The organism is Vibrio sp. OPT41 (genome assembly GCF_015163595.1).
Classification (GTDB): Bacteria; Pseudomonadota; Gammaproteobacteria; order Enterobacterales; family Vibrionaceae; genus Vibrio; species Vibrio alginolyticus.
This window is the reverse complement of sequence record NZ_JADDYH010000036.1, coordinates 255,641-278,161: the sequence shown is the minus strand read 5'-3', so window position 1 is coordinate 278,161 and position 22,521 is coordinate 255,641. Positions and strand designations below refer to the sequence as shown.

The window sequence follows — 22,521 nt, the reverse complement described above, 5'->3', positions numbered from 1 at the left end:
TAAGCTCATGTAGAGTCATGTAAACAATCAAAAAAAGCCGAACATGACGTCCGGCTTTGAATTAGTTCCCGATTTTTACATTAATTTTTAGTGACTAGCTAAAGATTAAATTTGTGCGAATGCGCCTTCCCAAGTGTAAGCCACACCGTCGAACTCAACGCGATGTGCCGCGTTCTGTTTGTCTTCATCTAGATTGCAGATAGCGAAGTGGTAAGTGTTGCCTGTGGTGGTTTGCAGACGAATCACGGTACTCACTTCGTTGTTGCCAACGACGGTTACTGACTCTACTAGACCACGAGCGCCAACCGATGCTTCGATAGACTCGTTGAAGTAACCGTGTGTCTCTAGCACAGAAGCAAATACGTGGTTCTGACCAGATTGACGTAGGATCAGTGCTGGCTCGCTCTTCAAGTTGAAGTCTGGATCATTTGCGCCAGTGCGAGTGAAGAACACTTTGCCGCCGTTTGTTGCGCTTGTGATTAGCGAGTAGTAGCTGTTGTCGTGCAACCAACTTACCAGTGAGCTGCCTTCAACTTGGCCTGAACCCACATTCCATAGGTGTTGGTAGCCGTTGTCTTCGCCCATTGGACGCAGCGTGCTTTCTACATCGTATTCAAAATCCGTGCGGATGATTTGACCAGAGTAGTGCACTGGCAGGTCGTATTGGTGCTCTTGATCTGCTTCGATGCGGTAAACATCAATCACAAGTGGTTTTTCGAATTCTGGCAATTCAGCAAGAATGATGCTGCGCTGCATGTCTACACCATTGTAGTAACCAGAAATACGACCGCTCATGCCTTGCAGTTTTTCGTCATCAGCTTTGAAGAAGTGCTTAGAACCGAACTTGGTTTCTGCTAGCGCTGTGTCGAAGTTGTTTTGCGTCTTTTGGTCAACCGTTACTGTGTTGTGCGCGACTGTCTGCTTACAGTAAGACTTGTTCTCTGGGATGTAACGACCGCCAAATTTAGGCTCAACGTTTACCCAGCGACCAAAGCCGTAATCGTGCAGCACTTCATGACCGCGGTTAAACACGCTCAGGTGCAGACCATCGTAGTGACCGTGGTCTAGCGCTGAGTGGTACTGGTGATCGCTGCCGTGTTGACCAAACCAGATAAGCGCCATCGTATCGTCGTCTTGCTCGTCACGGTGACGAAGAATGCTTACGCCGCCTTTTTCGCCTTCTGGGCCGTCTGTTACGAATAGGCTACCCCAGTTGAATGGTTTGATGTTGTCTGCTGCTGCAACCGAGTCAGACAATGTTTTACCTGAGATATGAACCCAAACGTCTTGCTGGTGGTCTGCCATGCCAAGTAGCGTTTCAGACTGCTCGTAACGGTGGAAACATACTGACGTTGCCATGATTACGCCTTCATCGTTGATCGAAATCGTCTTCGATGAATCGTTCAGTGCTGGCAAAGTACCATCTGGGAATGCCGTCTTAAATACTGCGTAAGACGTGGTCTTGATTACCGAGTCGTTAAATTCGTAAATACCAAGCTCAGGCTGACGACGTTCAATCGCTTCTGCGAATAGGTAGATTGGACGTAGCGAGAAACGGTGGTAGTAAGGACCTTCCATGTAGTAGCCATCTGGCGAGAACAGTTGGTCTAGCTGAGCTAGGAAGCCGCCGCTCACTTTGTCCAGTTTCAAGCCGTAAAGCGCTTTGTCTACCGCATCTTGATCGTTAATTGCGTAACCACAGATACCTACAGCTGCTACTGCCCATAGACCGTGGTTGTGTACGATGTCAAAGTCGTGACCGTAAGTGACCACGAACAGCTCAATCATTTGTTTGAACAGGTCGTTTTCAATCAGTGTTTTTTGCTCTTCTTCCAATGTGTGGTAAATGCAGCTGTACGCACAAGAGGCGTATAGCATCCACATGTTCTCGTTAAGAGTTTGGTGGAAGATCTTACCCGGAGGGTTAGAGTCGCGGCTGGTGTTGCTCTCTAGCGTCGGGTAAACCTTCGCGTAAGCCGTTAGCATGTCCACGATGTAATCACGGTATTTCTGTTCGCCAGTGATAAGGAATAGGCGACCCGCTAGATCAATGTGGATGTAGTTTTGCTTGTGACGGTTATGCTCGTAGCCGCCGCCTTCGCCGTGACCTGGAACTTCAATACCCACCTCGGCCATGTAAGCGTCAGTTTGTTTGATGTCACGTGCGAGTGCATTTCCTAATAGGCTATCCGTGCCAAGTGCTTTGCTTAGTTCTGCCGCTTCTTCAAAGTTCATTAATAGCGGTTGGTAAGACTGGGTTTGGTAGCTCATTATTATTTCTCCTGCCCGAATACGTTTACTTCTAGAGAGTAGAAGCCATTCCAGCTGTAGGTTTTACCGTTCAATTCTACTTGGTGTGGGGTTTGGTCGTCAGCGCCTAGCACATTGCTGATCATCACAGTAACCAGTGATTTTTCAGTCGTGATTTCTACGATGCTGCCAACGGCGTTGTAACCCACGACGCGGATATCTTTCACCTGACCACGTGCATTCACCGACTGCTCAAACTCTTCGTTGAAGTAGCCGTGTGTTTCTAGCACAGAAGCAAATAGCGTCGATTCGCCCTTGCTGCGTAGAATGAATGCTGGTTCGCTACGTAGGTTAAAGCTCGGGTCATTGGCGCCAGTGCGAGTGAAGATAACTTCATTGTCACCGTTTTGTTTCGCGCTGCTGCTTGTGCCTAACCAAGTGTAGTAGGTGTTGTTTTGTAGCCAGCTAACCAACGCCGTATCTTGCACTTTGCCGCTTGCTACTTTCCAAAGGTGTTGATAACCGAAATCATCGCCAAGCGTGCTCAGTTCACCAAAGCTTTGGTAATCAAAGTTAGTACGTACGATTTGACCATCGTATTGATGAGAGTAGTCGTACTGATGTTCGCCTTCACCTTCGATGCGGTAAAGGTCTAGCAGTAGCGGTGCTTCAAGCTCATCGAGGTTAAGCATGAACACACTGCGCTGCATGTCTGTATTCGGGTAATGGTCGTTCGCAAACGCACTCATACCGTTGATTTCAGTGCCTTCTACTTTGAAGAAGTGAGGCAAACCGTGCACTGAATCAGCGCGGTCTACATCGAAACCATTCTGACATTGCTCATCAATCGTTACCGCGTTATGCGCGATAGTTTGACGTGCGTAGGATTTGTTTTCGTCTAGGTAACGACCGCCGAATTTAGGCTCAACGTTTACCCAGCGACAGAAGCCGTATTCACGCAGCACTTCTTGACCACGGTTGAAGAAGGTAATGCCAAGCGTATCGAAGTTACCATGTCCCATGCCGTGTTGACCGTAGTTCATCACAAGCTGTGACACATCACCGGTTTTATCCTGCATACGGATAAAGCCTTGTGCACCGTTGTTACCAGTTGGACCTTCGTTAAGTTCCACGCTCGGCCAGAAAGGCATGCCGATTTCACGGTCTGCGATGGCTTTATCATAGGCTTGAGAAAGCTCAAGACCACAAGGGTGCATCCAAACTGCGTTTTGAATCTTCGCCATGCCTAGGATGTTGTCATCCATACCGTAGTGTTTGCTGTAAACGCTCACCGCAACTTGAACACCCATATCTGTAATGCTCATGGTACGAGATGCGTCGTTTAGGGCAGGGAACTCACCATTCGGGTAAGCCGTTGCCAGCATCGCTTGTACTGTGTTGCCAATCACTTTGTCTTTGTAGTTGTAGATGTCTACTTCAGGCATATGACGGTGTACTACTTCTGCAAATACACAAGTTGGACGAATCGCATAACGATGGTAGTAAGGGCCTTCCATGTAGTAACCAGAAGGGGCGAACAGTTGTGAGATTTGCGCTAGGAAGCCACCGGTATCATCACGGTCTTGACCGTATACCGACATCTCTAGATATTCAGGTTTACCAATAGCTAGACCACAAATACCAACAGCCGCAACTGCCCAGATACCGTGGTTGTGAATACGGTCGAAATCGTGCGCGTATTTTACTGTGAACATGTCTAGCATTGGTTCGAAAATGCGCTCAACAACGGCTGTGCGCTCTTCTTCCGTCATCACTGATGCCACGCAAGAGTAAGCAAGGCTAGTAAACATTAACCAACAGTGTTCATTAAGGATCTGGTGGAAAAGACGACCTGTTGGGTTAGTGTTTTTCTGTACGTGGAAATCAAAGGTGAGGTACTTCTCTGCGTAAATAGCGAGAAGATCTTTAACGAACTGCGCGTACTTTTCTTCTTGAGTGATCAAGAACAAACGACCCGCTAAGTTCATGTAGGTATAGTTTTGTTTGTGGCGGTTGTGCTCGTAGCCACCTGCTTCGCCGTGACCTGGTACGTCTAGAGGCAGACGCATGAAGGCTTCAAGTTCCTTGCGATTCGCTTCAATGGATTTGCCCATTAAGCTCGGCTTTCCGACTTCCTTTCTTAGTAGTTCGACTTCTGCTTCAGTCAACAAAATCGGTTGTGTAGTCATTTCTTTACCACCCTCAGATGAAGTGTGTTGTTTTCTTAAACTTCCCATAAAGTAATACAATATTAAGTTTGGGTGTAGTTTTTGTGGCAAAAAGGTAGAGTGAAATCACGCGAATTTAGCTAACTTATTGATTTGTATTGTTGTGGCAATCCTTGTTGTGGCTGATGTTTCGGCGTTATCAATCGTTAAGTGGAATGCTTTAACGAGCACCGTTTGATGAATATCACATATTTTTAGATATATTGTATGACAATTAAAATAGATCGGATATGCTCGTTACCAATTCGACAGCAGACCCTTTCGCTTCGCGTTTCACTTTTATCAATACGACGCTTTTTTAAGAGAACCTTTTAATAAAAGCATGGTTAAGAATGAAGTGCCGTAGGGTTCGCTTTAATAGAGACTTTTTAGGAGTATGACGATGAATTCTTTCTTTGTATTAGATGAGAACCCGTGGGAAGAGCTAGGCGGCGGTATCAAACGTAAAATTGTTGCTTACACAGATGACCTAATGGCGGTTCACCTATGTTTCGACAAAGGTGCGATTGGCGCTCCGCATACTCACGAAATCCATGATCAAATCGGCTACGTAGTACGTGGTAGCTTTGAAGCAGAAATCGAAGGCGAGAAGAAAGTACTTAAAGAAGGCGACGCATACTTTGCTCGTAAGCACATGATGCACGGTGCGGTTGCACTAGAGCAAGACAGCATTCTTCTAGACATCTTCAACCCAGCTCGTGAAGACTTCTTAAAATAATCTATAGCGCAACCTCAGTTGCTAAGGTGACAACATGAAATCATTAAACATCGCGGTCATTGGCGAATGTATGGTTGAGCTACAGAAAAAGGAAGGTCAGCTAAAGCAGTCATTCGGTGGTGATACGTTGAATACCGCACTGTATTTATCTCGTTTGACCAAAGCTCACGATATCAAAACCAGCTATGTAACGGCTCTGGGTAACGATCCTTTTAGCCAAGAAATGCTATCAGCATGGCAAGAAGAGGGCATCGATACTAGTCTGGTTCTTTCCGTTAAAGAAAAGCAACCAGGTATTTACTACATCGAAACCGATGAAACTGGCGAACGTTACTTCCACTACTGGCGTAACGAAGCGGCCGCTAAGTTCCTATTCGAGCAAAATGAGTCTCCGCAATTAGTCGACAAACTTTACTCGTACGATGCGGTTTACTTGAGCGGTATTACATTAGCGATCCTTACTGAAGAAGGTAAGACGCAACTGTTTGGCTTCCTTGAGCGCTTCAAGGCACAAGGTGGTAAGGTTATTTTCGATAACAACTACCGTCCTAAATTGTGGGAGAGCCGCGAGAATGCCATGTCTTGGTACCTTAAGATCCTTAAGCACACAGATATCGCACTGCTCACATTTGAAGATGAGCAAATGCTTTACGGTGACGAGCATCTAGAACAGTGCATCGAGAGAACCTCTGCACTGGGCGTGGATGAAATCATCATCAAACGTGGTAGCAAAGATTGCTTGGTTGTGGCGAATGGCGAAGCGCAATACGTGGCGCCAAACAAAGTCGACAACGTGATTGATACAACAGCGGCTGGTGATTCTTTCAGTGCGGGCTTCTTGGCGAAGCGTTTGACTGGCGGCAATGCAGCGGAATCGGCTTACTCTGGCCACTGTATGGCTGGCGCGGTAATTCAACATAAAGGTGCCATCATTCCACGTGAAGTGATGCCAGATCTTCCTTTGTAATTCTTTTGCGGAGCGTTGAGTAATCGGCGCTCCGCAGTGATTTATTGAACTCAAGTTAACGACGACGAGTACACTCTTATGACGACATTAAACGAACAATTAGCAAACCTAAAAGTAATTCCTGTTATTGCCATCAACAAAGCAGAAGATGCGATCCCTCTAGGCCGCACGTTGGTTGAAAACGGTATGCCTTGCGCAGAAATCACGTTCCGCACAGAGTGTGCAGCGGACGCAATCGCAGCGATGCGCGCTGAGTTCCCTGAAATGCTGATTGGCGCGGGTACAGTTTTGACTAACGAGCAAGTTGACCAAGCGATCGAAGCTGGTGTGGACTTTATCGTAAGCCCTGGCTTTAACCCTCGCACGGTTCAATACTGCCTAGACAAAGGCGTGGCTATCGTACCTGGCGTAAACAACCCAAGCCTAGTTGAGCAAGCGATGGAAATGGGTTTGCGTACACTTAAGTTCTTCCCTGCTGAGCCATCTGGCGGCGTTGGTATGCTTAAAGCACTAACGGCGGTTTACCCAGTGAAATTCATGCCAACAGGTGGCGTGAGCCTAGGTAACGTAGACGAGTACCTGTCTATCCCTTCAGTACTGGCATGTGGCGGTACTTGGATGGTTCCAACAAAACTTATCGATGAAGGTAAGTGGGATGAACTAGGGACACTGGTTCGCGACGCAGTAGCTCACGTAGCATAAGTGTCGTAACACCCCGATAAAACTAGCGAAAGAATGAAAAGCGAGCCTCAGTGCTCGCTTTTTTGTGTTTGAAAGTTTGAAAGAGGCGAGAGTTAAGAATCGCATTCATATAAATCCTACTTTCTATCAAATTTTTTCGAAACATCTCATTACGTTTCCTTCAAAGAAATGCCGCGCATTTTTGATCTTCAGACAAAGCGCGAAGAAGAAAAATATTCCATACTCTAATAAATTTCAACTAGACAATTTGTATTACAATATATTGAGGTGTTCTGAGTGGCAATTATCTCCTAGAAAGCCATTGGTCTAAGAAAGTAAGGGGTTTGACGTATTCTTTTCGTTGAATAACTTATGCTTTAGATCACAATTAAAGCTTATTGTAGTACAAATGGAGTTGTGAGAAGAGTAGTCTAGACGTTAGAAAATGATCAAACTTGAAAGGCTGAAAAAATGACTATTGATACTCTTGTTGTTCTTGCCTACTTCTTCTTCTTAGTTGCAATTGGTTGGATGTTCCGTAAGTTCACTACCTCAACCAGTGACTACTTCCGAGGGGGCGGTAAGATGTTATGGTGGATGGTAGGTGCTACCGCCTTCATGACGCAATTTTCAGCATGGACGTTTACAGGTGCCGCAGGACGCGCGTTCAATGACGGTTTCGTTGTTGTAATCCTATTCTTAGCCAACGCATTTGGCTACTTCATGAACTATCTCTACTTTGCTCCAAAGTTCCGTCAGTTACGTGTAGTGACGGCGATTGAAGCAATTCGTCAACGTTTTGGTAAGACTTCAGAGCAGTTCTTCACTTGGGCTGGTATGCCAGACAGCTTGATCTCAGCCGGTATTTGGTTGAATGGTCTTGCGATTTTCGTGGCAGCGGTCTTCAACATTCCTATGGAAGCGACCATCATCGTTACGGGTTTAGTGCTAATGCTAATGGCGGTAACGGGTGGCTCTTGGGCAGTTGTTGCATCTGACTTTATGCAGATGCTGGTTATCATGGCAGTGACGATCACTTGTGCGGTGGCGGCATACTTCCATGGTGGCGGTATTGGCAACATCGTGTCGAACTTCCACGGCGACTTCATGCTGGGTAACAACCTGAACTACTTCAGTATCTTTATCCTTTGGGTTGTGTTCATCTTTGTTAAACAGTTCGGTGTCATGAACAACAGCATCAACGCTTACCGCTACTTATGTGCAAAAGACAGTGAAAACGCACGTAAAGCTGCAGGTCTTGCATGTGTGCTGATGATTGTTGGTCCTATCATCTGGTTCCTACCACCTTGGTACGTTGCGGCATTTATGCCTGATTTCGCAGAGCAATACGGCTCAGTAGGTGGTGATGCAGCTTACCTAGCATTCGTACAAAACGTAATGCCAGCAGGTATGGTGGGTCTTCTGATGTCAGCAATGTTTGCGGCGACCATGTCTTCAATGGACTCTGGTCTTAACCGTAACGCGGGCATCTTTGTGATGAACTTCTACAGCCCGATTGTGCGTCCACAAGCGTCGCAAAAAGAACTGGTTATCGTGAGTAAAGCAACGACTATCGTGATGGGCTTCATCATCATTGGTATCGGTCTATTCATTAACTCACTACGTCACTTGAGCCTGTTCGATATCGTACTGAACGTCGGTGCATTAATTGGCTTCCCAATGCTGATTCCTGTACTACTTGGTATGTGGATTCGTAAGACGCCGGATTGGGCTGGTTGGGCAACACTGGTTGTTGGTGGCTTTGTTTCTTACATCTTCGGTATCTCACTACAAGCAGAAGATGTAGAGCGCCTATTCGGTCTAGAGCAAGCGTTTACAGGACGTGAGTGGGCAGACCTAAAAGTTGGCTTGAGCTTAGCGGCACACGTTATCTTCACCGGTGGTTTCTTCTTGCTGACAACGCGCTTCTACAAAGGTCTATCACTTGAACGTGAGAAAGAAGTGGACCAATTGTTCGAGAACTGGAACACGCCACTTGTGGCTGACAGCGAAGAGCAGCAGAACTTAGATACAAAACAGCGTGGCATGCTTGGTAAACTTATCAGCGTAGCGGGCTTCGGTATTCTAGCGATGGCTCTGATTCCAAACGAACCATCAGGTCGACTACTGTTTATCTTGTGTGGTGCGATTGTTCTCTCGGTGGGTGTTCTATTGGTGAACGCAGCACGAGGGCCTAAAAGCCCAAAGTTAGCTAACGCGAAAAGCTAACCAAAGTTAAAGACTCTCAATGAAAAATCCCGCGGTGTTAAAGCCGTGGGGTTTTTTGATCAAGCTGACTGAGAAAGCGTGGCGCATCGTTTGTTGTTATTCGTTGTATTGGGGAACTCCCAATAAGGTGCGACTATATTCACATTAGAGTCGTCAGCCTAAAGCGAAAAAGCAATCTAACTTTCTTTGCACGCCGTGTTTACACTTTACACCCCAAACCTGATGCTTTGTCTATTTAAATAAATATGTGTGCCTTCTTAGCAAAGAAAAAGCATTAAATCAGACGTAGCTTTAATGAGGCGTACGCCAGAAATAGGAGAGAGGTTTTGAAGTGTGAGTGGAAAATATATAAGAGAATTGGAAGAGGCTGCCCTGCAAAACTTTAAAGGAGTGGCTAGGGTATCAAGGAGTGATGAGCGTCTGGGGAAAAACAAAAAAAGCCCAGCTACATTGGTAGCTGGGCTTTTAGTTACAACTGAGTGTGACTAAGCTTCTAGCTCTGCAAAGTAGTCGAAGATGACTGGAACGTCATTTTGACCAAGGCCTTTATCAACTGCTGCTTGTAGACTCCTAGAAGTGCCCTCTGCAATCAGGGAAGTTGTACCAAGCTCTTCGCATAGAGCAAGGAAGTAACCGAGGTCTTTGTTTGCGTTTGCGACAGAGAAGCCTAGTTTTTCTTCGCCATCTACGGCGTAAAACTTACAGAATTGCATAAATGGTGAGTTTGATGGTCCTGCAGACATGATGTCGAATAATTGTTGACCATCAACACCAGCACGTTTAGCAACAGCAAATGCCTGAGACATTGTTGCTACGGTTGTCATACCCATAAAGTTATTCACAAGCTTAGTTACGTGACCAGAGCCTAGTGTACCAAGGTGGAATACGTTTTCACCTTGATCGTCCAGCACTGGCTTAACCTTATTGAATGTTTCGACGTCGCCTGCGGCCATGATGTTCAGTAAACCATCTTTTGCGTGGGCAGGTGTACGACCTAGAGGCGCATCAATCATACCAGCCCCTTTCTTAGCAAGGTCAGCGCCAATCTTCTTCGTTGAAGCTGGAATAGATGTACCGAAGTCGATGAGTGTTTTACCTTCTGACATGCCAGCTAGAACACCAATGTCTCCGTAAACAACTTTTTCGACAACTTCAGATGTTGTTAGGCACAGCATCACGATATCACTTTTCTCTGCTAGCTCTTTACCTGAAGAAGCTTCAGAAGCGTTTCCACGAGCTAGTACTGCGTCAACAGCATCTTTATTGAGGTCCATTACAGCAACTTCGTAACCACGTTTCTGTAGGTTTTCAACCATGTTTCCGCCCATCAAGCCTAGGCCGATGAAACCAATGATAGGTTTAGTCATTTTAACTCCAAAAATACTATTGTATGATTATATTGCTTGTTAGTAATCATAATGACTATTGTGGCTTTTGCAATTGAAAATTATGAGCATAGCGGGCTTGGGATGAATTTTTTCTAAAAGTGAGATGTAAGTAAGGTTTGTGGGGGTTTTATTCATCAGTGTATATAAGAAAAGCGGATTCATCACGCTTCCATTTTATCGTGAACAAAGCCTTTAGGAGGCTTAAATAACGTAAAAATAAGATTTATTGTAATACAAGTGATTTTGTTTCAGCTAGAGGAATACTGTCTATACCAAAAATGGGTGAAACGTTCCAGATGGGGTGAAAGGCGAGGTGGTATAAGGATAAGCCGCAGTACAAACATACTGCGGCCGTTATCAAATCAGTACTAAAGCGTACTTACTGATAGGTAAAAAGACTTATTGGTACTAAATGCCTAAAGCTTGACCACCACCAATTTGCAGTGTTTCTGCGGTAATGAATGATGCATCTTTACTTACCAGAAAAGAGATAGCAGAGGCGACTTCCTCTGGCTGGCCTAGGCGTCCAAGCATAATACTGTCTGCCCAAGAAGCAAATACTTCAGGCTTGGTTGCTTTGATTTGAGCATGGAATGGTGTATCGATAGTGCCAGGAGATACTGCATTGACTCGAATTCCTGCCGGAGCTAACTCTTTAGCTAAAGCGCGAGTTAATGTATGAACGGCGGCTTTTGATGTACCGTAAATACCTGCACCTGGACCACCTGCATTCCAAGCAGCGTTTGAAGTGAAGTTGATAATTGATGCGTTATCAGACTTTTTTAGAAATGGAATCGCTGCGCGTGATACGAAGAATGCACTATCGAGGTTTAAAGCCATGACTTTACGGAAAAAAGCAGTTTCCATACCTTCAATAGGACTACGACCACCAAGACCACCTGCGTTATTAACGACAACATCGATTTTGCCGTATTTTTCACCAATAGCATTGATGTTTTCATCGACGGCATGTTCATCTGTAACGTCAAAACCGTAGTATTCAGCCTCAATCCCTGCGTTATGTAGTTTGGAGACACACTCCGAACCTTTTTCATCTTCAATGCCGTTTAGAATGACCGTGTATCCATCCTGACCAAGACGCTTTGCCACTTGGAAGCCGATACCGCCAGTAGCACCAGAAATAAATGCAATTTTAGTAGACATAATGGTGTTCTCTCATGTTTGTAGAGTTGGAAAGGATTTTTCATTTAACATAGGGTATTATTGTAATACAAATGGTTTTAATAAACAGAGAAACACCAACAATGAGAAGTCGATCACGTACTTTTTTGAGATGCTGACTCATCCAGTGGCATATATCGACTTTTACGGTCGTGCATGATTTGTATCTAGTCAGGAGAATCGGGATATATAAACAATTGAGCATATAGCTGCCGGCTTAGCTCGTTGGGCTGAGGTTTGTTTCAAGTAGAAAGAAAGCCGATTAACAGTGGGTCTTTGTTGCCAAACTTATGATTTCATTTAGGCTTGCCAAGTGATGGTTGGAGAACTTTGTCGAGAGGTTGAGTTTTAAGCGGGTAGGGAACCTTTTTAGGATCTTAAGTCTTTCAAGGTCATTCTGAATAGTGAGGGACGAGCGTGATTTAGAATCTCTTGCCCGAGCACGCTGTTATGATATGTGACCCCGTTTCGCCGAGCGTTATTCATCACCATTATTCTGAAGAGTCGAGTTAGGATCTACCGGAATAATGATTTTGACTAAGCTGAGATAAAAATGCCCGCTAAATCAGCGGGCACTTTTGTTTACGTCATTAATGGTGCATGTGTTTTTCCATGTGACCTTGTTTTTCAACCGCCATTTCTACTTCCACTTTACCCGCGTTTTTGAATGTTAACGTCATAGGGAAGCGGTCGCCTTCTTTAAGAGTTTGTGTTGGGTTAAAAATCATTAAATGGAAGCTGCCTGGCTTAAACAACACTGAGTCATTGGCTGGAACGCGCACTTCGTCAATCTTAATCATTTTCATCACACCATCTTCTTTCTTATGCGTGTGAATTTCGACATGCCCTGCGATTGGGCTTTCTGCTGCGATCAATGCATCTTCACTGTCACCGTGGTTGGTTAATTGAAAAAAACCACCGATAACAGGTGCGTTTGGTGGCGCTTCGCGGCTCCATGGATGGTCGATATGAATTTTTCCTGCTTCATAATCGTGCGCTAAACTCAGTGGGCTAGCGATGACAGCAATAAGCGCGATAGCGGCGGTTTTTAATGATTTAAGCATGTGTTTTTCCTTTTGAATTAATAGCTTCTCTGAATGGACAACAAACAGAGTCATCGTTATTTTTGAATAAAGTTGTCAATGATTAGATGCCTGTTAGGCAGGAAAAACACTCGGCGGAGAGTGCTTAGGCGCGATGTGTTTGTAAACGAGCTTATCGCATTTAGAAAAGTGATAAGTCGTCAGTGCATACTTTACTCGGCGCAGCCAATGGATGGTTGTCAGGTAAAGCCCAATCGCAACCAGAAGAAAGAATTGAACAGCTTGAAGAAGCGGGCATTCAAACTGAAAGCCGTCGTGTAAGTTAAGATCTTGGATAAGCTTAGAAGAAGATTGAGCGTTAGTCTCAATCAACGTATTGATATCCACCCATTTGAAACCATCTGCGGTACACAGTAAAACCTTTTCACTTTGGACTTTGTTGAGCCAAGTTGTGCTGTGAACTTGTGTAGGGTTAAGAGCGGCTGTGGACGCTAAATACAACTGAAACAACACCGCGATAATAACCGCAATAGCGTGCAAGCGATGGTGTTTGTGCTGTATTAGAGTGTTTTCCATACAATTGAGTGCTTATCTTCTTCGGCGCGGGATACTAACAAATTAACCAAACAATGTAATTATCAGTTTACTAAAAGGTGATGCAAGTGTGCGTTATTTGTTTTATTGTCTATTTTTAACGCTTTAATGTCTTGATTCGGCTGACATTCACAACCTCCAATTCAACTTGTCAGTCTTGCCTAGTCGCTTTTGAAGATACCGAATTAATCTCTCTTATATGTCACTGAAGCTTCGGTTAGTGGGTGTCGTGGTGGTGTTTTTACGTGCTAGATTTGGCTGATATCGATTCAAAATGCCTACCGAATCTTCACTTGTTTTCCATTAACGGAATTATGACAGTAATTTAATAAAGGATACGGTATTCTGCGCTCCTTTGTACATGCCAGAAACGTCCGTCCTACTTAGTAGGAGGGGCGATTAATCTTAAGAAATTTCTCAAATGAAATACGAACAACAGATTGGATATCGATACCCTAAAGGTCGATTTGCCATGGTGAGTGTATACGCATTCACTGGTGCTGCGATTTTAGCATCGACTATTTTTTCTCTATTGCTATTTTTGTCTATCGACGAAAATCCGATGATGCAAACCTTATTTGGTGGTTTAGCGATCATTTTTGAAGCGGGTAAATTTTACGCTTGGTATGAATACGGTGAGCGCCGAGCCCATCGCAACTACACAGGAGCAGCAACCGCTCTCGTGTTTTATTTAGTCTTAGCTGCGATTTCCATTGGCGGTAGTATTGGTGGCATTAATAGTGCAACCAATAGTGCACAAAGTCATATTTCGGTAGAGCAGGCGAAAGTGGAAGCGTTTAATCGTCAGATTGCGGCAATCGATAAGCAGATTGAGCTCAACAATATGGCAGCGCAGAAATACATCGAGATGGAGCGTATCGCGACTGGTGTAACTCGCATTCAGGATCAAAACAAAACCTTACGTGAAGAGCAGCAACGCTTGGCTATGGAGCGTGATAGTTTACCGCCGGTTACGCAAGGCTCAGTGATTGGTTTGATTGATAGCCTAGCCAACGCATTTGGTACCACCTCTCAGCAAGCTCAGCTTGGCTTGGTTGTATTTCTTTCGATTCTTTTGGACTTCTTTGCTGCATTTTTTGTTGGCTTGATTGGTGAAGAGCAACGGTTCCGATATTTCTATCGCAGAAATGAGGGCATGATATTGAAAACAGTTCGCGATATAGACCCAGCGCCTGCGGGTTATCTTCCTCATATAAAAGAGGAAGAAGAGCAAGAAATACCAGCTGCGCCGGAGCCAGAAGAACCAAAGGAACCGAAAACCTTGTTAGAGCAAGTTAGCGATGCACTTAAAACGCATCAAATTACGTGCACCAAAAAAGCCGTTGCTAAACAGTTTAGGCTGTCTGCGGAAGAGGTAGACAAGGTATTTGAAGAATTGGCAGAGCTCGGTTTAGTGGGAAAAAAAGCCAACCACCATTATCATTGGATAGGTGAAGCAGAAACCGCATAATTGGTTATCTATTAGAGTTCGGAAAGAGCGTCAATCGGCGCTCTTTTTTTGGGAGGGGGGAGTTTCGCTATTAAAGTTAACTACAAGAAAGCGTATCAATCTTTATTGAGCTTTTTGGTTACGTCTTTCATCGTTTTCTTCTCTTTTTCCGGTGTCATTGCATCAACAGCTTTACCCGCCATCCCTTCATCTGGCAATTTGTCTTTTCCTGCATCAACTGCGGTATCTTTCAGTGCCTCTTTAGGCGTACAGCGACCCCCAACACCAACCACGGCTTTTGTCGCAGCGGCTTTAGCTGCCTTTTCTGCATCGCAGTCAGGATCCATAACGCTAGCTAAGCTCGTGGCTGAACCAAAAAACAAGATTAACAAAATGAGGTTGCGTTTTTTCATAGTCGTCACCAATGTTGTGAAACATAGGTAAAGTGTAACGGAGAGAAAAGGCTTTGACTGAGAATTTGTTGGTTTGAGCTTGGGAAGCAAAGTAAGGTGAAAAGAAAAAGTGCCACCGAAGTGACACTTTTTCTTAAGCGTAGAAGGGATTAGTTGTCGTAAACGTCTAACTCCACTTCACGGGCAATATTTTGCTCGTTAATGATCACACCTTCGACTTCGACACGAGCACCATTTAGGTTAAGTTCTTCAATGCCTTGGAAGCGTGTTTGCGCATCAATCACAACGGTGGTGTTACTTAGTACTTGATCAGCATCATTCTCACAATGCTCGATTTTAAATGCTCTTGAATCAGCATCGTAGTTTGATACATAGCCTTCACATTCAAACTCTTTACCTCGCCATTGGTTGTCATTGTCAAACTCCGACCGCTCAAATTCGATGACGGTAGCGGTGCGTTTGCCATTTTTCATCACAGAGGTCACTTCTACTTCTTGACCTTGTTCTAGATTAGCTTTGCTACCATCCTCAAAGCGTGTTGCGTTATCAATGAAGAAGGCTCCTCGGTAGTTTAGAGAGAACTCACTATAATCCTTGGCAACCCAAGTCACGATACCTTCCACATCGCTGTCATTTTTTAGATCGTCGTAGTCTTCAACTTCTACCTCATTTGCCATGAAGATGCCGTTTTGCATTTCACCTTCTACTTCTACCCATTGGCCGATGCTAAGTTGGCTAATGTTGTCGTAAGATACGGTTATATTTGTACCAAGCTCAAACGTGCCAGCATTTTCATCGGTACTAGTAATGCGACCTTCCAGTTCGTAGTAGCTTCCAAGGGCTGGGTAATCGTTATCTACGTCGATTTCGACCACAGACAACACTCGATAACCTGCATCCGCAGTCGGCAAGGATGACACCATCACCCAGTCGTTGATCTCTATATCATCACTTAAACCGTCAAACTGCAGCTCTACGCCGTTTACCGTGAATTTTTTCTTCACATGATCAATTGCTGTCACACGTCCAGTAATGGTTGGTTCAAGTATGACTCGGACGCCATTGTCCGAAGCTTGCCGAATATCTGAACCCACGCGAACCACCATTTTTGGTTTTACATCGGCCAATTGCACTTGTGTGTCGTCATAAACCACCTCAGACACACGATACGTATGTCCATTGACGGTTAACGTGCTTTCTTCAACGTTGACCGCTTCAACAGAGCCAATCGCTACACTTGGTTTCACTGTTGGTTGAGTTGGTGTGCTATCGCTATTGCTGCCACCACCTGAACCACCACAACCAGACAATGCCAAACCTACTACAGAAATAAGAGCGAGTTTTTTCATTGTATTAACCTCAATTTACGAGCGAGTTTAGGAAATTGTCTGTATCTTATTGGGCATATCGTGAAGAGATCGTGAAGGAATGTGATTTTATGAAAATTTTAATTGTAGATGACAACCATAACGTCTCGGAGACGATTGCAGACTATCTTGAGCTAGAAGGCATGATTATCGATTGTGCGTTTCATGGAGAGGCTGCGATTAAGTTAATCGAGGAAAATCATTACGATGTAATCATCATGGATATCATGATGCCGAAGCTCGATGGCATCAGTACGGTACAGAAGCTTCGACAAGATAAGTTATGTGGAACGCCAATTCTCTTCCTAACGGCAAAAGATACGCTAGATGACAAAATCGCGGCTTTTAAAGCGGGGGGAGATGATTATTTAATGAAGCCATTTGCGATGGAAGAGCTCAGTTTGCGTGTTCATGCTTTGGCTAATCGTGGTCCAAGACAAGATATCGGAACGCTCAAATTTGCAGATATTTGTTTAGATGCGCGTACAGGAAAAGTAACGAGAAAAGACAAAGAAATTAAGCTGAGTCGAATTCAAACTAAAATTTTAAAATTGCTCCTCCAACGTGCTCCAGCAGCGGTCTCGCGCACAGAAGTGATCGATAGTGTGTGGGGAGACGAACCACCCGGAAGTGATGCACTTCGTAGCCATATTTACGGTTTAAGAACCGCGCTAGACAAAGGTTTTGAAGAATCACGATTAGAGACTATTCATGGACAAGGTTACCGACTTAAAGCATAACGAATATCCAAGCATTTATCGCAAGATCCGTTGGGGTTTTGGGGTCATGACTTTTGTGATGTTTACTCTTTTTTGGTCGCTGATTTATGTGGCAGAAAACAAACTGGAAGTGCTGAGTTTACATCACTGGCTAGATACTGAAGCTGCGCTTTATAGTGAGAATTTCGAGAAACAGGGCTGGGATGCGCCATTGCCAAACGTATTGGAATTCAACTCATATTGGAGTGAAGCACCGACACCCGATTGGTTGCTCTCTTTTACTTCACCTGGTTTTTACGAATACCTGCTTGGTGAAGAAGACAAACACTTTGTTGTATTGAACCATCCCTCAGGGAAGGGGCTTATGTACATTGTGTTTCAAGATGACTCAGATGATTACTTGGACGAATACGAAAGCTCGCTGCATCAGTTTACGCTGCTGCTCGGTGGTTTGTTTTCATTTGTCATGGTTGGGTATGGCATTTACATGGTGCGAATATTGTCTCGGCCATTAGCGCAAATTGAAGACAAAATTAGCCAAATGTCACCGGATCAACCCGCTTTCCAAGTTGAAACTAAGTTCAGCGAAACACGCCAGATAGAGCAGACTTTGCTGGATAATAAGAACGATATCGCGGGCTATTTCAAACGAGAACAAGAATTTAGCCGTTTTGCATCGCATGAGTTGAGAACGCCAATCATGGTGATTAAAGGCTCAACAGACATTCTGACGCGTCTTCCTGATCAACCTCGAGTTGCGCAAAAAGCCATCACGAGGATGCAGTCAGCTTGTGACGAGATGCGTGTACTGACAGAAGCGTTTCTCTTACTTGGTAAAGAGAAAATAGAGCCTCAACATTACGGAGAGCATCAGCTTCTTACTTGTTTACAAAAACAACTGGAAGAGCTGGCTCCTTTATTTGCCAAGCAAGATTCGAACTACGCTTTGCACGAACAACATAGTGGTGTAGTGAAGGCACCAGAGAGTTTTGTGACCATTGTTATCAACAATCTGATTAAAAACGCCTTTAGCTATAGTGTGGGAGATATTGAAATTGAGTTGAAAGGTCATGCGCTTAAGATCCTAAACCGTCACGATGGCAACGAGACGTACAACGCTGGTTATGGTTGTGGGCTTGTTATCGTACAACGAATATGTGAACGGATGGGGTGGGCGTTAGTACTGGACGATGATGGTGTTCGATTTAGTGCAAAAGTGGAGTTCTGCTCTTAGCTTTGCGCGTATTGATTCAAGTGAGAATTAACGCTCTGGATTTTTCTTGTCGTACGCATCTAACCCGTAGTCAAACAAGAAAAAACTGGAATTTGAATTAGACTGAAGTTAGTGAAGCGGAAACTCGAGGAACCGTTATGCTCTCTTATCAGGTCAGCCGAAGTATTGAAATTAATAAGAATCAAAGTGAAATTATTGGCTATCTCAAGAACTTCAATAACTGGCCCAGCTGGTCACCATGGATCATTCTTGAACCAAGCTGCGAGCTGACATTCAGTGATAATCAGGGCCACGTTGGAGCTGGTTATCAATGGAATGGTCAGCGTATTGGGACTGGCGCGATTGTACTGGAAAGTACTCAAGAGCATCGATTAGATATGGAGCTACATTTCTTTCGCCCAATCAAGAGCCATGGAAAGGTGACTCTAATCGTGACGCCGTCACAAAATGGCTGTTTAGTCGAATGGCAAATGCAATCTCGCGTCCCTTGGTATCTGTTCTTTCTGAAAAGTATGTTTAAGTCGATGATAGAGATGGATTATCAACGTGGGTTACGCATGCTCAAAAGTAAGCTTGAAACCGGAAGAGTGCATTCAGACTTAGTCGAAATAGGTAACCGAACGTTGCCTCAAATTCATTACATTGGGATCAAGGGTGTGGCTAGCTTGCAGGAATTAGGTTCGGTAATTGAGAAGCATGTTCAGCAACTAGAACAGTTAATTAGTGACGAAACCCTATCCGTGAATGGTGAATTGTTTTGTTATTACCAGTCGATGGATATGCAGAAAGGTACATTCGAGTTTATCACTTGCTTTCCTCTTCATAACTCAGTACCAGCGCCTCAAGGGGCGGTTACCGGTACCATTCCTGAGAGTGAAACATTTGTCGTTGAACACCGAGGTGAATATCAGTTTTTGGGAAATGCATGGGCTTTAGCGATGAACTTGGTTCGTCAGAGTGATATGAAAGTCAAAACCAGTCCTTTAGGAATCGAACGCTATCTGAATAGCCCGAAGGAAACCACGGAAGAAGAGCTAAGAACGGAAATTATTTTGTTTAAGAAATGACAGGCGCAGGCGAGTAGGGTGTTTAGGTATCATACTGGTTATGCGAAATGTTATTAAAGAATAATAGCCTATCTGTTCCTACCCATAAAAATGCCTCAGCAATCGCTGAGGCATGGTTTTACAGGCCAACTTCTCTTGTTAGAGAATTATTGTGCACGGTATTTACCGCTGTTTAGTTCAATTTTAGACGCTTTTACCCGGCTGTCTGCGTTTAGGTAGTCGCTAATACTTAGCAGATCTTGATCTTGAGATGCTTTTAACACCGCTGATTCCCCCTCTGCGAAGATAACTTCTAATTTTAACTCTTTGGCGACTGCTTTCGCTTCGTTAGGATTGTTTACGGTGATATAAACCAGTCCAGTGGCTTTGGATACGTTACTAAACGCATTCTTAAACACCTCATCACCCGCTTGAAGTTTTACGTCTTCAGATAGGGTTCTAATAGTGCCAGTTTGCACTTTTCGATAATCTTGGCCATTAATCTCAACCGCTTCTGATGGCACAAACAGTTCTGGTGCAGGCTGTTGAGAGAGCTGTTGCTCAGCGTATACACTCGACGTCATGATAACGAGAGCCAGCATAGAAAATGATTTGTATTTCATGTTATTGACTCCTTAGTGTCCAAATATGCGCATCGACCAGTTCTTAATAACACCGGGCTGAGCGTTGTTTGCCATCGGAACGTCATAGATGGTGGAAGAGTTGAAATATGCAATGTAAGAATAGACTTCATCGCCGTTCGTATCTATTGCTCGCAACGTCCATTCGCCTTTTGCATCTTCGCCATAAAATTGGTTAGACAACATTAATTGATCTTTGTAGCCAGTAATCGATGAATCAAGAGATTGACCAACAAGACCATTGCGCGGTGTTTGCAAAACGGAACGAGTCCCTGATGGCGAAATGAGCTCGATAGCTAAGTCGGGCAGACGAGCGTGGTCCAGTGTCAATGTCACTTGAACGGATTCTACTGTCAGCTCATCGGCAATGGCGATACTTGAAGAACCACCAACTAGACTTGCATCGGGTACACTTACTTCTGTAGCGTTATTAACCCATGGCGTAATGACTTGAGTTGGCAAAACACGATTCGTCATGCGAGCACGTTGCATCGCTTCATCTAAATCTACAGCGCCGAAGCCATAAAAAGTATGGAAATCTACGCCTGCTGCGTTTTTCTGCCAAGGGGCAATTGCCTCGTAGCTAACCTGTTCACCATTATGGTTAGTAAATTCAAGCTGTACGCCTGGATGCGCTTTATCCGTTACTTTTGCTGTCTCCGCTAGTAAAGCACGTACATCACGAGCAGAAAGTGCGTGGTTGGTTGACATGATTGCCGCGATGGCACCCGATGTGTTCGGCGCAGCCGATGAGGTTCCATTCATCGTACTGGTATAGTTGCAGTTCGGATCGAGCTCCGTTCCGCCGTGTAACCCATTAATGCCAAGGCCATCACTGGTATTTTGCCCTTCTTCACAACCCATTAAATCAGTGGTGACCATAGCAGGGAAATCTTGCCCATATTCACCTGCTGGTGCTGCAACCCACACGTTCGACCCCACCGATGAGTAACTCGCTCGCGTACCATCCGCTCGTAGTGCACTAGTGACTAAATTGAAGTAATTGGCGTTATCATAAGACTGAGCAGAGTTGTGCATCGGTAAGCCTTGATTGTCTCCACCAGCAAAGAAGTTACTTGGCAATACGAAGAATCGCCCTGTATTGAAATAGCGGTAACCATTACCTGCTGACTTTACAAATACAGCACCTCGACCCCAGGCGTTACTCTCGCTGACGTTTTTCATCACGTCCATTTCAAGTTTTAGTTGAGGGTCGCTTTCATCAAAAGTAATCGGGTTTATAGGGCTGAAACCGTAACTTTGGTTAAATACGCGAACATCGCGTGTTGCTGGGTCCATGCCATGGGAGATTAACCAGCCTTCTAATGTCTGGTTGGCTAACCAGTTAAAACCGATGAGGGAAGAGTGAGAAGCGACACCGCGTCCGCCTTCACCGTTGTTGCCGACGGCGCTAATCAAACCGGCTACAGCAGTGCCATGACCATTAGTATCAACCGGATAACTTGGTGGGAATGAAGAGTCTTCGACGAAGTTTCTGCTACCTGTAACTATATTACCTGCAAGGTCGGGGTGATCGATCTGAACTCCAGAATCAATGACGGCAACTTTCACACCAACACCTGCAATCCCCATTGCCTGAGTGAGCCTAGTGTTTAAGTCGTTCCCAGCAACAGCAGGATTAGCCGCAAACGCAGTTTGCCCCGTGTTGTCTAAGTGCCATTGTTCAGAATAGAGTGGATCAAACGCCGAGACGGCAGGTGCAATGCCTACTGCCAACATAGCAGCAAATAGGCGATTAATGCGTATTTCCATTTTTGACCTCATGTCTTTGTTTGGAATTTTTTAGTTCCTGTTTCATATTCCGCTAACAGGAACAAACAAAGCTAACGACAAAGAATAAGGACGAAAACCATTTACAACTTGTTTACATTAAAAGTTCGATGGACAACATAAGTCTTTGTTAATTTACTGAAACCATGAGGTTTTTATATGTCGCATCGAACATGCATGAAAAATGAAAAGCAGAAAATACGAGTGTACCGTCTGCTTCAAGATGGTGGGTTATTTAGTTGAAGCGGGTTGAATAGTTGCGATTGGTTTCTTGGGTTCGGCTTTTTTCTTAGGCAGCACGTTATCAATCCACTTTTTAATGTACAACTTATCGAATTCTTTATCACACCACTTTTTGTTTAATCCACGTCGATTGAACTCAGCACCAATCGCCACTTTGGTTTGGTTAGTTGCACGGTTGTAGTAGAGAGTTTCACATAGTTGAGTGTTACTCATTTGCTGGGCATACACGTTGACACTGCTGCTGCGCATTCCCAGTTGAGATGCTTGCTGATTACTACACGCCATAAGAAATAGAGGCGCAAAAGTAATAATGATTAGATTTTTTTTCATGTGTGCT

General features: G+C 44.5%; 19 protein-coding genes. 8 read left to right on the top strand and 11 right to left on the bottom strand.

Going from position 1 to position 22,521, the window contains the following annotated elements; genetic code table 11:
• Nucleotides 1-105: 105 nt before the first annotated feature.
• Both IQP38_RS15560 and IQP38_RS15555 read right to left on the bottom strand, forming a co-directional pair.
• Entirely contained in the window at nt 106-2,271 is a 2,166-nt protein-coding gene (locus tag IQP38_RS15560; RefSeq protein WP_193837725.1) for a heparinase II/III domain-containing protein, read from the bottom strand.
• Between the two features lie 2 nt (nt 2,272-2,273).
• Entirely contained in the window at nt 2,274-4,439 is a 2,166-nt protein-coding gene (locus tag IQP38_RS15555) for a heparinase II/III domain-containing protein (RefSeq protein ID WP_193837724.1), read from the bottom strand.
• A gap of 421 nt (nt 4,440-4,860) precedes the next feature.
• On the opposite strand from IQP38_RS15555, the gene IQP38_RS15550 reads away from it, so the two are divergent.
• From IQP38_RS15550 to IQP38_RS15535, 4 genes are all read left to right on the top strand, one after another.
• Nucleotides 4,861-5,196, top strand: a complete 336-nt coding sequence (locus IQP38_RS15550) for a cupin domain-containing protein (protein ID WP_005450851.1) — start codon at nt 4,861-4,863, stop codon at nt 5,194-5,196.
• A 34-nt stretch (nt 5,197-5,230) separates the two neighbouring features.
• On the top strand, nt 5,231-6,163 hold the full coding sequence (locus tag IQP38_RS15545; protein WP_167415983.1) for a sugar kinase: 933 nt from the start codon (nt 5,231-5,233) through the stop codon (nt 6,161-6,163).
• A gap of 78 nt (nt 6,164-6,241) precedes the next feature.
• A complete protein-coding gene (locus tag IQP38_RS15540; RefSeq protein WP_171342559.1) occupies nt 6,242-6,865 on the top strand; it encodes a bifunctional 4-hydroxy-2-oxoglutarate aldolase/2-dehydro-3-deoxy-phosphogluconate aldolase in 624 nt (207 codons plus the stop codon).
• 450 nt (nt 6,866-7,315) lie between these two features.
• Nucleotides 7,316-9,073, top strand: coding sequence for a sodium:solute symporter family transporter (locus IQP38_RS15535; RefSeq protein WP_017821226.1), 1,758 nt, complete (start codon nt 7,316-7,318; stop codon nt 9,071-9,073).
• A gap of 485 nt (nt 9,074-9,558) precedes the next feature.
• Here IQP38_RS15535 and IQP38_RS15530 read toward each other — a convergent pair whose 3' ends face one another.
• The 4 genes from IQP38_RS15530 to IQP38_RS15515 form a co-directional block, all read right to left on the bottom strand.
• A complete protein-coding gene (locus IQP38_RS15530; RefSeq protein WP_054574330.1) occupies nt 9,559-10,440 on the bottom strand; it encodes an NAD(P)-dependent oxidoreductase in 882 nt (293 codons plus the stop codon).
• A gap of 429 nt (nt 10,441-10,869) precedes the next feature.
• Complete coding sequence (locus tag IQP38_RS15525) at nt 10,870-11,625, bottom strand: SDR family NAD(P)-dependent oxidoreductase (protein ID WP_017634222.1); 756 nt, start codon at nt 11,623-11,625, stop codon at nt 10,870-10,872.
• A gap of 608 nt (nt 11,626-12,233) precedes the next feature.
• Nucleotides 12,234-12,707 (bottom strand): copper chaperone PCu(A)C, encoded by a 474-nt coding sequence (locus IQP38_RS15520; protein ID WP_005375841.1) that lies wholly within the window; start codon nt 12,705-12,707, stop codon nt 12,234-12,236.
• A 93-nt stretch (nt 12,708-12,800) separates the two neighbouring features.
• Nucleotides 12,801-13,262, bottom strand: coding sequence for a hypothetical protein (locus IQP38_RS15515; RefSeq protein ID WP_053307752.1), 462 nt, complete (start codon nt 13,260-13,262; stop codon nt 12,801-12,803).
• A gap of 439 nt (nt 13,263-13,701) precedes the next feature.
• Between IQP38_RS15515 and IQP38_RS15510 the strand changes: the two genes are divergently transcribed.
• A complete protein-coding gene (locus IQP38_RS15510; RefSeq protein WP_017634220.1) occupies nt 13,702-14,751 on the top strand; it encodes a hypothetical protein in 1,050 nt (349 codons plus the stop codon).
• A 95-nt stretch (nt 14,752-14,846) separates the two neighbouring features.
• Here the strand turns inward: IQP38_RS15510 and IQP38_RS15505 are convergent, their stop codons facing one another.
• Both IQP38_RS15505 and IQP38_RS15500 read right to left on the bottom strand, forming a co-directional pair.
• A complete protein-coding gene (locus tag IQP38_RS15505) occupies nt 14,847-15,143 on the bottom strand; it encodes a hypothetical protein (protein WP_053307751.1) in 297 nt (98 codons plus the stop codon).
• A gap of 149 nt (nt 15,144-15,292) precedes the next feature.
• On the bottom strand, nt 15,293-16,492 hold the full coding sequence (locus tag IQP38_RS15500) for a DUF5666 domain-containing protein (protein WP_053307750.1): 1,200 nt from the start codon (nt 16,490-16,492) through the stop codon (nt 15,293-15,295).
• An 89-nt stretch (nt 16,493-16,581) separates the two neighbouring features.
• On the opposite strand from IQP38_RS15500, the gene IQP38_RS15495 reads away from it, so the two are divergent.
• From IQP38_RS15495 to IQP38_RS15485, 3 genes are all read left to right on the top strand, one after another.
• On the top strand, nt 16,582-17,250 hold the full coding sequence (locus IQP38_RS15495) for a response regulator transcription factor (RefSeq protein WP_025767686.1): 669 nt from the start codon (nt 16,582-16,584) through the stop codon (nt 17,248-17,250).
• On the top strand, nt 17,222-18,463 hold the full coding sequence (locus tag IQP38_RS15490) for a sensor histidine kinase (RefSeq protein WP_017634216.1): 1,242 nt from the start codon (nt 17,222-17,224) through the stop codon (nt 18,461-18,463). The genes IQP38_RS15495 and IQP38_RS15490 overlap by 29 nt, the downstream gene beginning before the upstream one ends.
• A gap of 137 nt (nt 18,464-18,600) precedes the next feature.
• Nucleotides 18,601-19,530, top strand: a complete 930-nt coding sequence (locus IQP38_RS15485) for an SRPBCC family protein (RefSeq protein WP_053307749.1) — start codon at nt 18,601-18,603, stop codon at nt 19,528-19,530.
• A 146-nt stretch (nt 19,531-19,676) separates the two neighbouring features.
• On the opposite strand, the gene IQP38_RS15480 is transcribed toward IQP38_RS15485, so the two are convergent.
• From IQP38_RS15480 to IQP38_RS15470, 3 genes are all read right to left on the bottom strand, one after another.
• Nucleotides 19,677-20,132: a hypothetical protein gene (locus IQP38_RS15480; protein ID WP_005375850.1), complete on the bottom strand. Its 456-nt coding sequence runs from the start codon at nt 20,130-20,132 to the stop codon at nt 19,677-19,679.
• A gap of 12 nt (nt 20,133-20,144) precedes the next feature.
• The gene (locus IQP38_RS15475; protein ID WP_017634214.1) at nt 20,145-21,923 is read right to left on the bottom strand and encodes a S8 family peptidase; all 1,779 of its coding nucleotides are present in this window, start codon (nt 21,921-21,923) and stop codon (nt 20,145-20,147) included.
• A 249-nt stretch (nt 21,924-22,172) separates the two neighbouring features.
• Nucleotides 22,173-22,514: a hypothetical protein gene (locus tag IQP38_RS15470; RefSeq protein ID WP_025998581.1), complete on the bottom strand. Its 342-nt coding sequence runs from the start codon at nt 22,512-22,514 to the stop codon at nt 22,173-22,175.
• Between the last annotated feature and the right edge of the window lie 7 nt (nt 22,515-22,521).

What these genes read in the sequence shown, in the direction of transcription:
- IQP38_RS15515 (WP_053307752.1), bottom strand. Translation starts at nt 13,262, where the DNA reads ATGGAAAACACTCTAATACAGCACAAACACCATCGCTTGCACGCTATT.
- IQP38_RS15485 (WP_053307749.1), top strand. Translation starts at nt 18,601, where the DNA reads ATGCTCTCTTATCAGGTCAGCCGAAGTATTGAAATTAATAAGAATCAA.
- IQP38_RS15500 (WP_053307750.1), bottom strand. Translation starts at nt 16,492, where the DNA reads ATGAAAAAACTCGCTCTTATTTCTGTAGTAGGTTTGGCATTGTCTGGT.
- IQP38_RS15475 (WP_017634214.1), bottom strand. Translation starts at nt 21,923, where the DNA reads ATGGAAATACGCATTAATCGCCTATTTGCTGCTATGTTGGCAGTAGGC.
- IQP38_RS15505 (WP_053307751.1), bottom strand. Translation starts at nt 15,143, where the DNA reads ATGAAAAAACGCAACCTCATTTTGTTAATCTTGTTTTTTGGTTCAGCC.
- IQP38_RS15470 (WP_025998581.1), bottom strand. Translation starts at nt 22,514, where the DNA reads ATGAAAAAAAATCTAATCATTATTACTTTTGCGCCTCTATTTCTTATG.
- IQP38_RS15495 (WP_025767686.1), top strand. Translation starts at nt 16,582, where the DNA reads ATGAAAATTTTAATTGTAGATGACAACCATAACGTCTCGGAGACGATT.
- IQP38_RS15550 (WP_005450851.1), top strand. Translation starts at nt 4,861, where the DNA reads ATGAATTCTTTCTTTGTATTAGATGAGAACCCGTGGGAAGAGCTAGGC.
- IQP38_RS15540 (WP_171342559.1), top strand. Translation starts at nt 6,242, where the DNA reads ATGACGACATTAAACGAACAATTAGCAAACCTAAAAGTAATTCCTGTT.
- IQP38_RS15535 (WP_017821226.1), top strand. Translation starts at nt 7,316, where the DNA reads ATGACTATTGATACTCTTGTTGTTCTTGCCTACTTCTTCTTCTTAGTT.
- IQP38_RS15510 (WP_017634220.1), top strand. Translation starts at nt 13,702, where the DNA reads ATGAAATACGAACAACAGATTGGATATCGATACCCTAAAGGTCGATTT.
- IQP38_RS15555 (WP_193837724.1), bottom strand. Translation starts at nt 4,439, where the DNA reads ATGACTACACAACCGATTTTGTTGACTGAAGCAGAAGTCGAACTACTA.
- IQP38_RS15480 (WP_005375850.1), bottom strand. Translation starts at nt 20,132, where the DNA reads ATGAAATACAAATCATTTTCTATGCTGGCTCTCGTTATCATGACGTCG.
- IQP38_RS15545 (WP_167415983.1), top strand. Translation starts at nt 5,231, where the DNA reads ATGAAATCATTAAACATCGCGGTCATTGGCGAATGTATGGTTGAGCTA.
- IQP38_RS15490 (WP_017634216.1), top strand. Translation starts at nt 17,222, where the DNA reads ATGGACAAGGTTACCGACTTAAAGCATAACGAATATCCAAGCATTTAT.
- IQP38_RS15530 (WP_054574330.1), bottom strand. Translation starts at nt 10,440, where the DNA reads ATGACTAAACCTATCATTGGTTTCATCGGCCTAGGCTTGATGGGCGGA.
- IQP38_RS15520 (WP_005375841.1), bottom strand. Translation starts at nt 12,707, where the DNA reads ATGCTTAAATCATTAAAAACCGCCGCTATCGCGCTTATTGCTGTCATC.
- IQP38_RS15560 (WP_193837725.1), bottom strand. Translation starts at nt 2,271, where the DNA reads ATGAGCTACCAAACCCAGTCTTACCAACCGCTATTAATGAACTTTGAA.
- IQP38_RS15525 (WP_017634222.1), bottom strand. Translation starts at nt 11,625, where the DNA reads ATGTCTACTAAAATTGCATTTATTTCTGGTGCTACTGGCGGTATCGGC.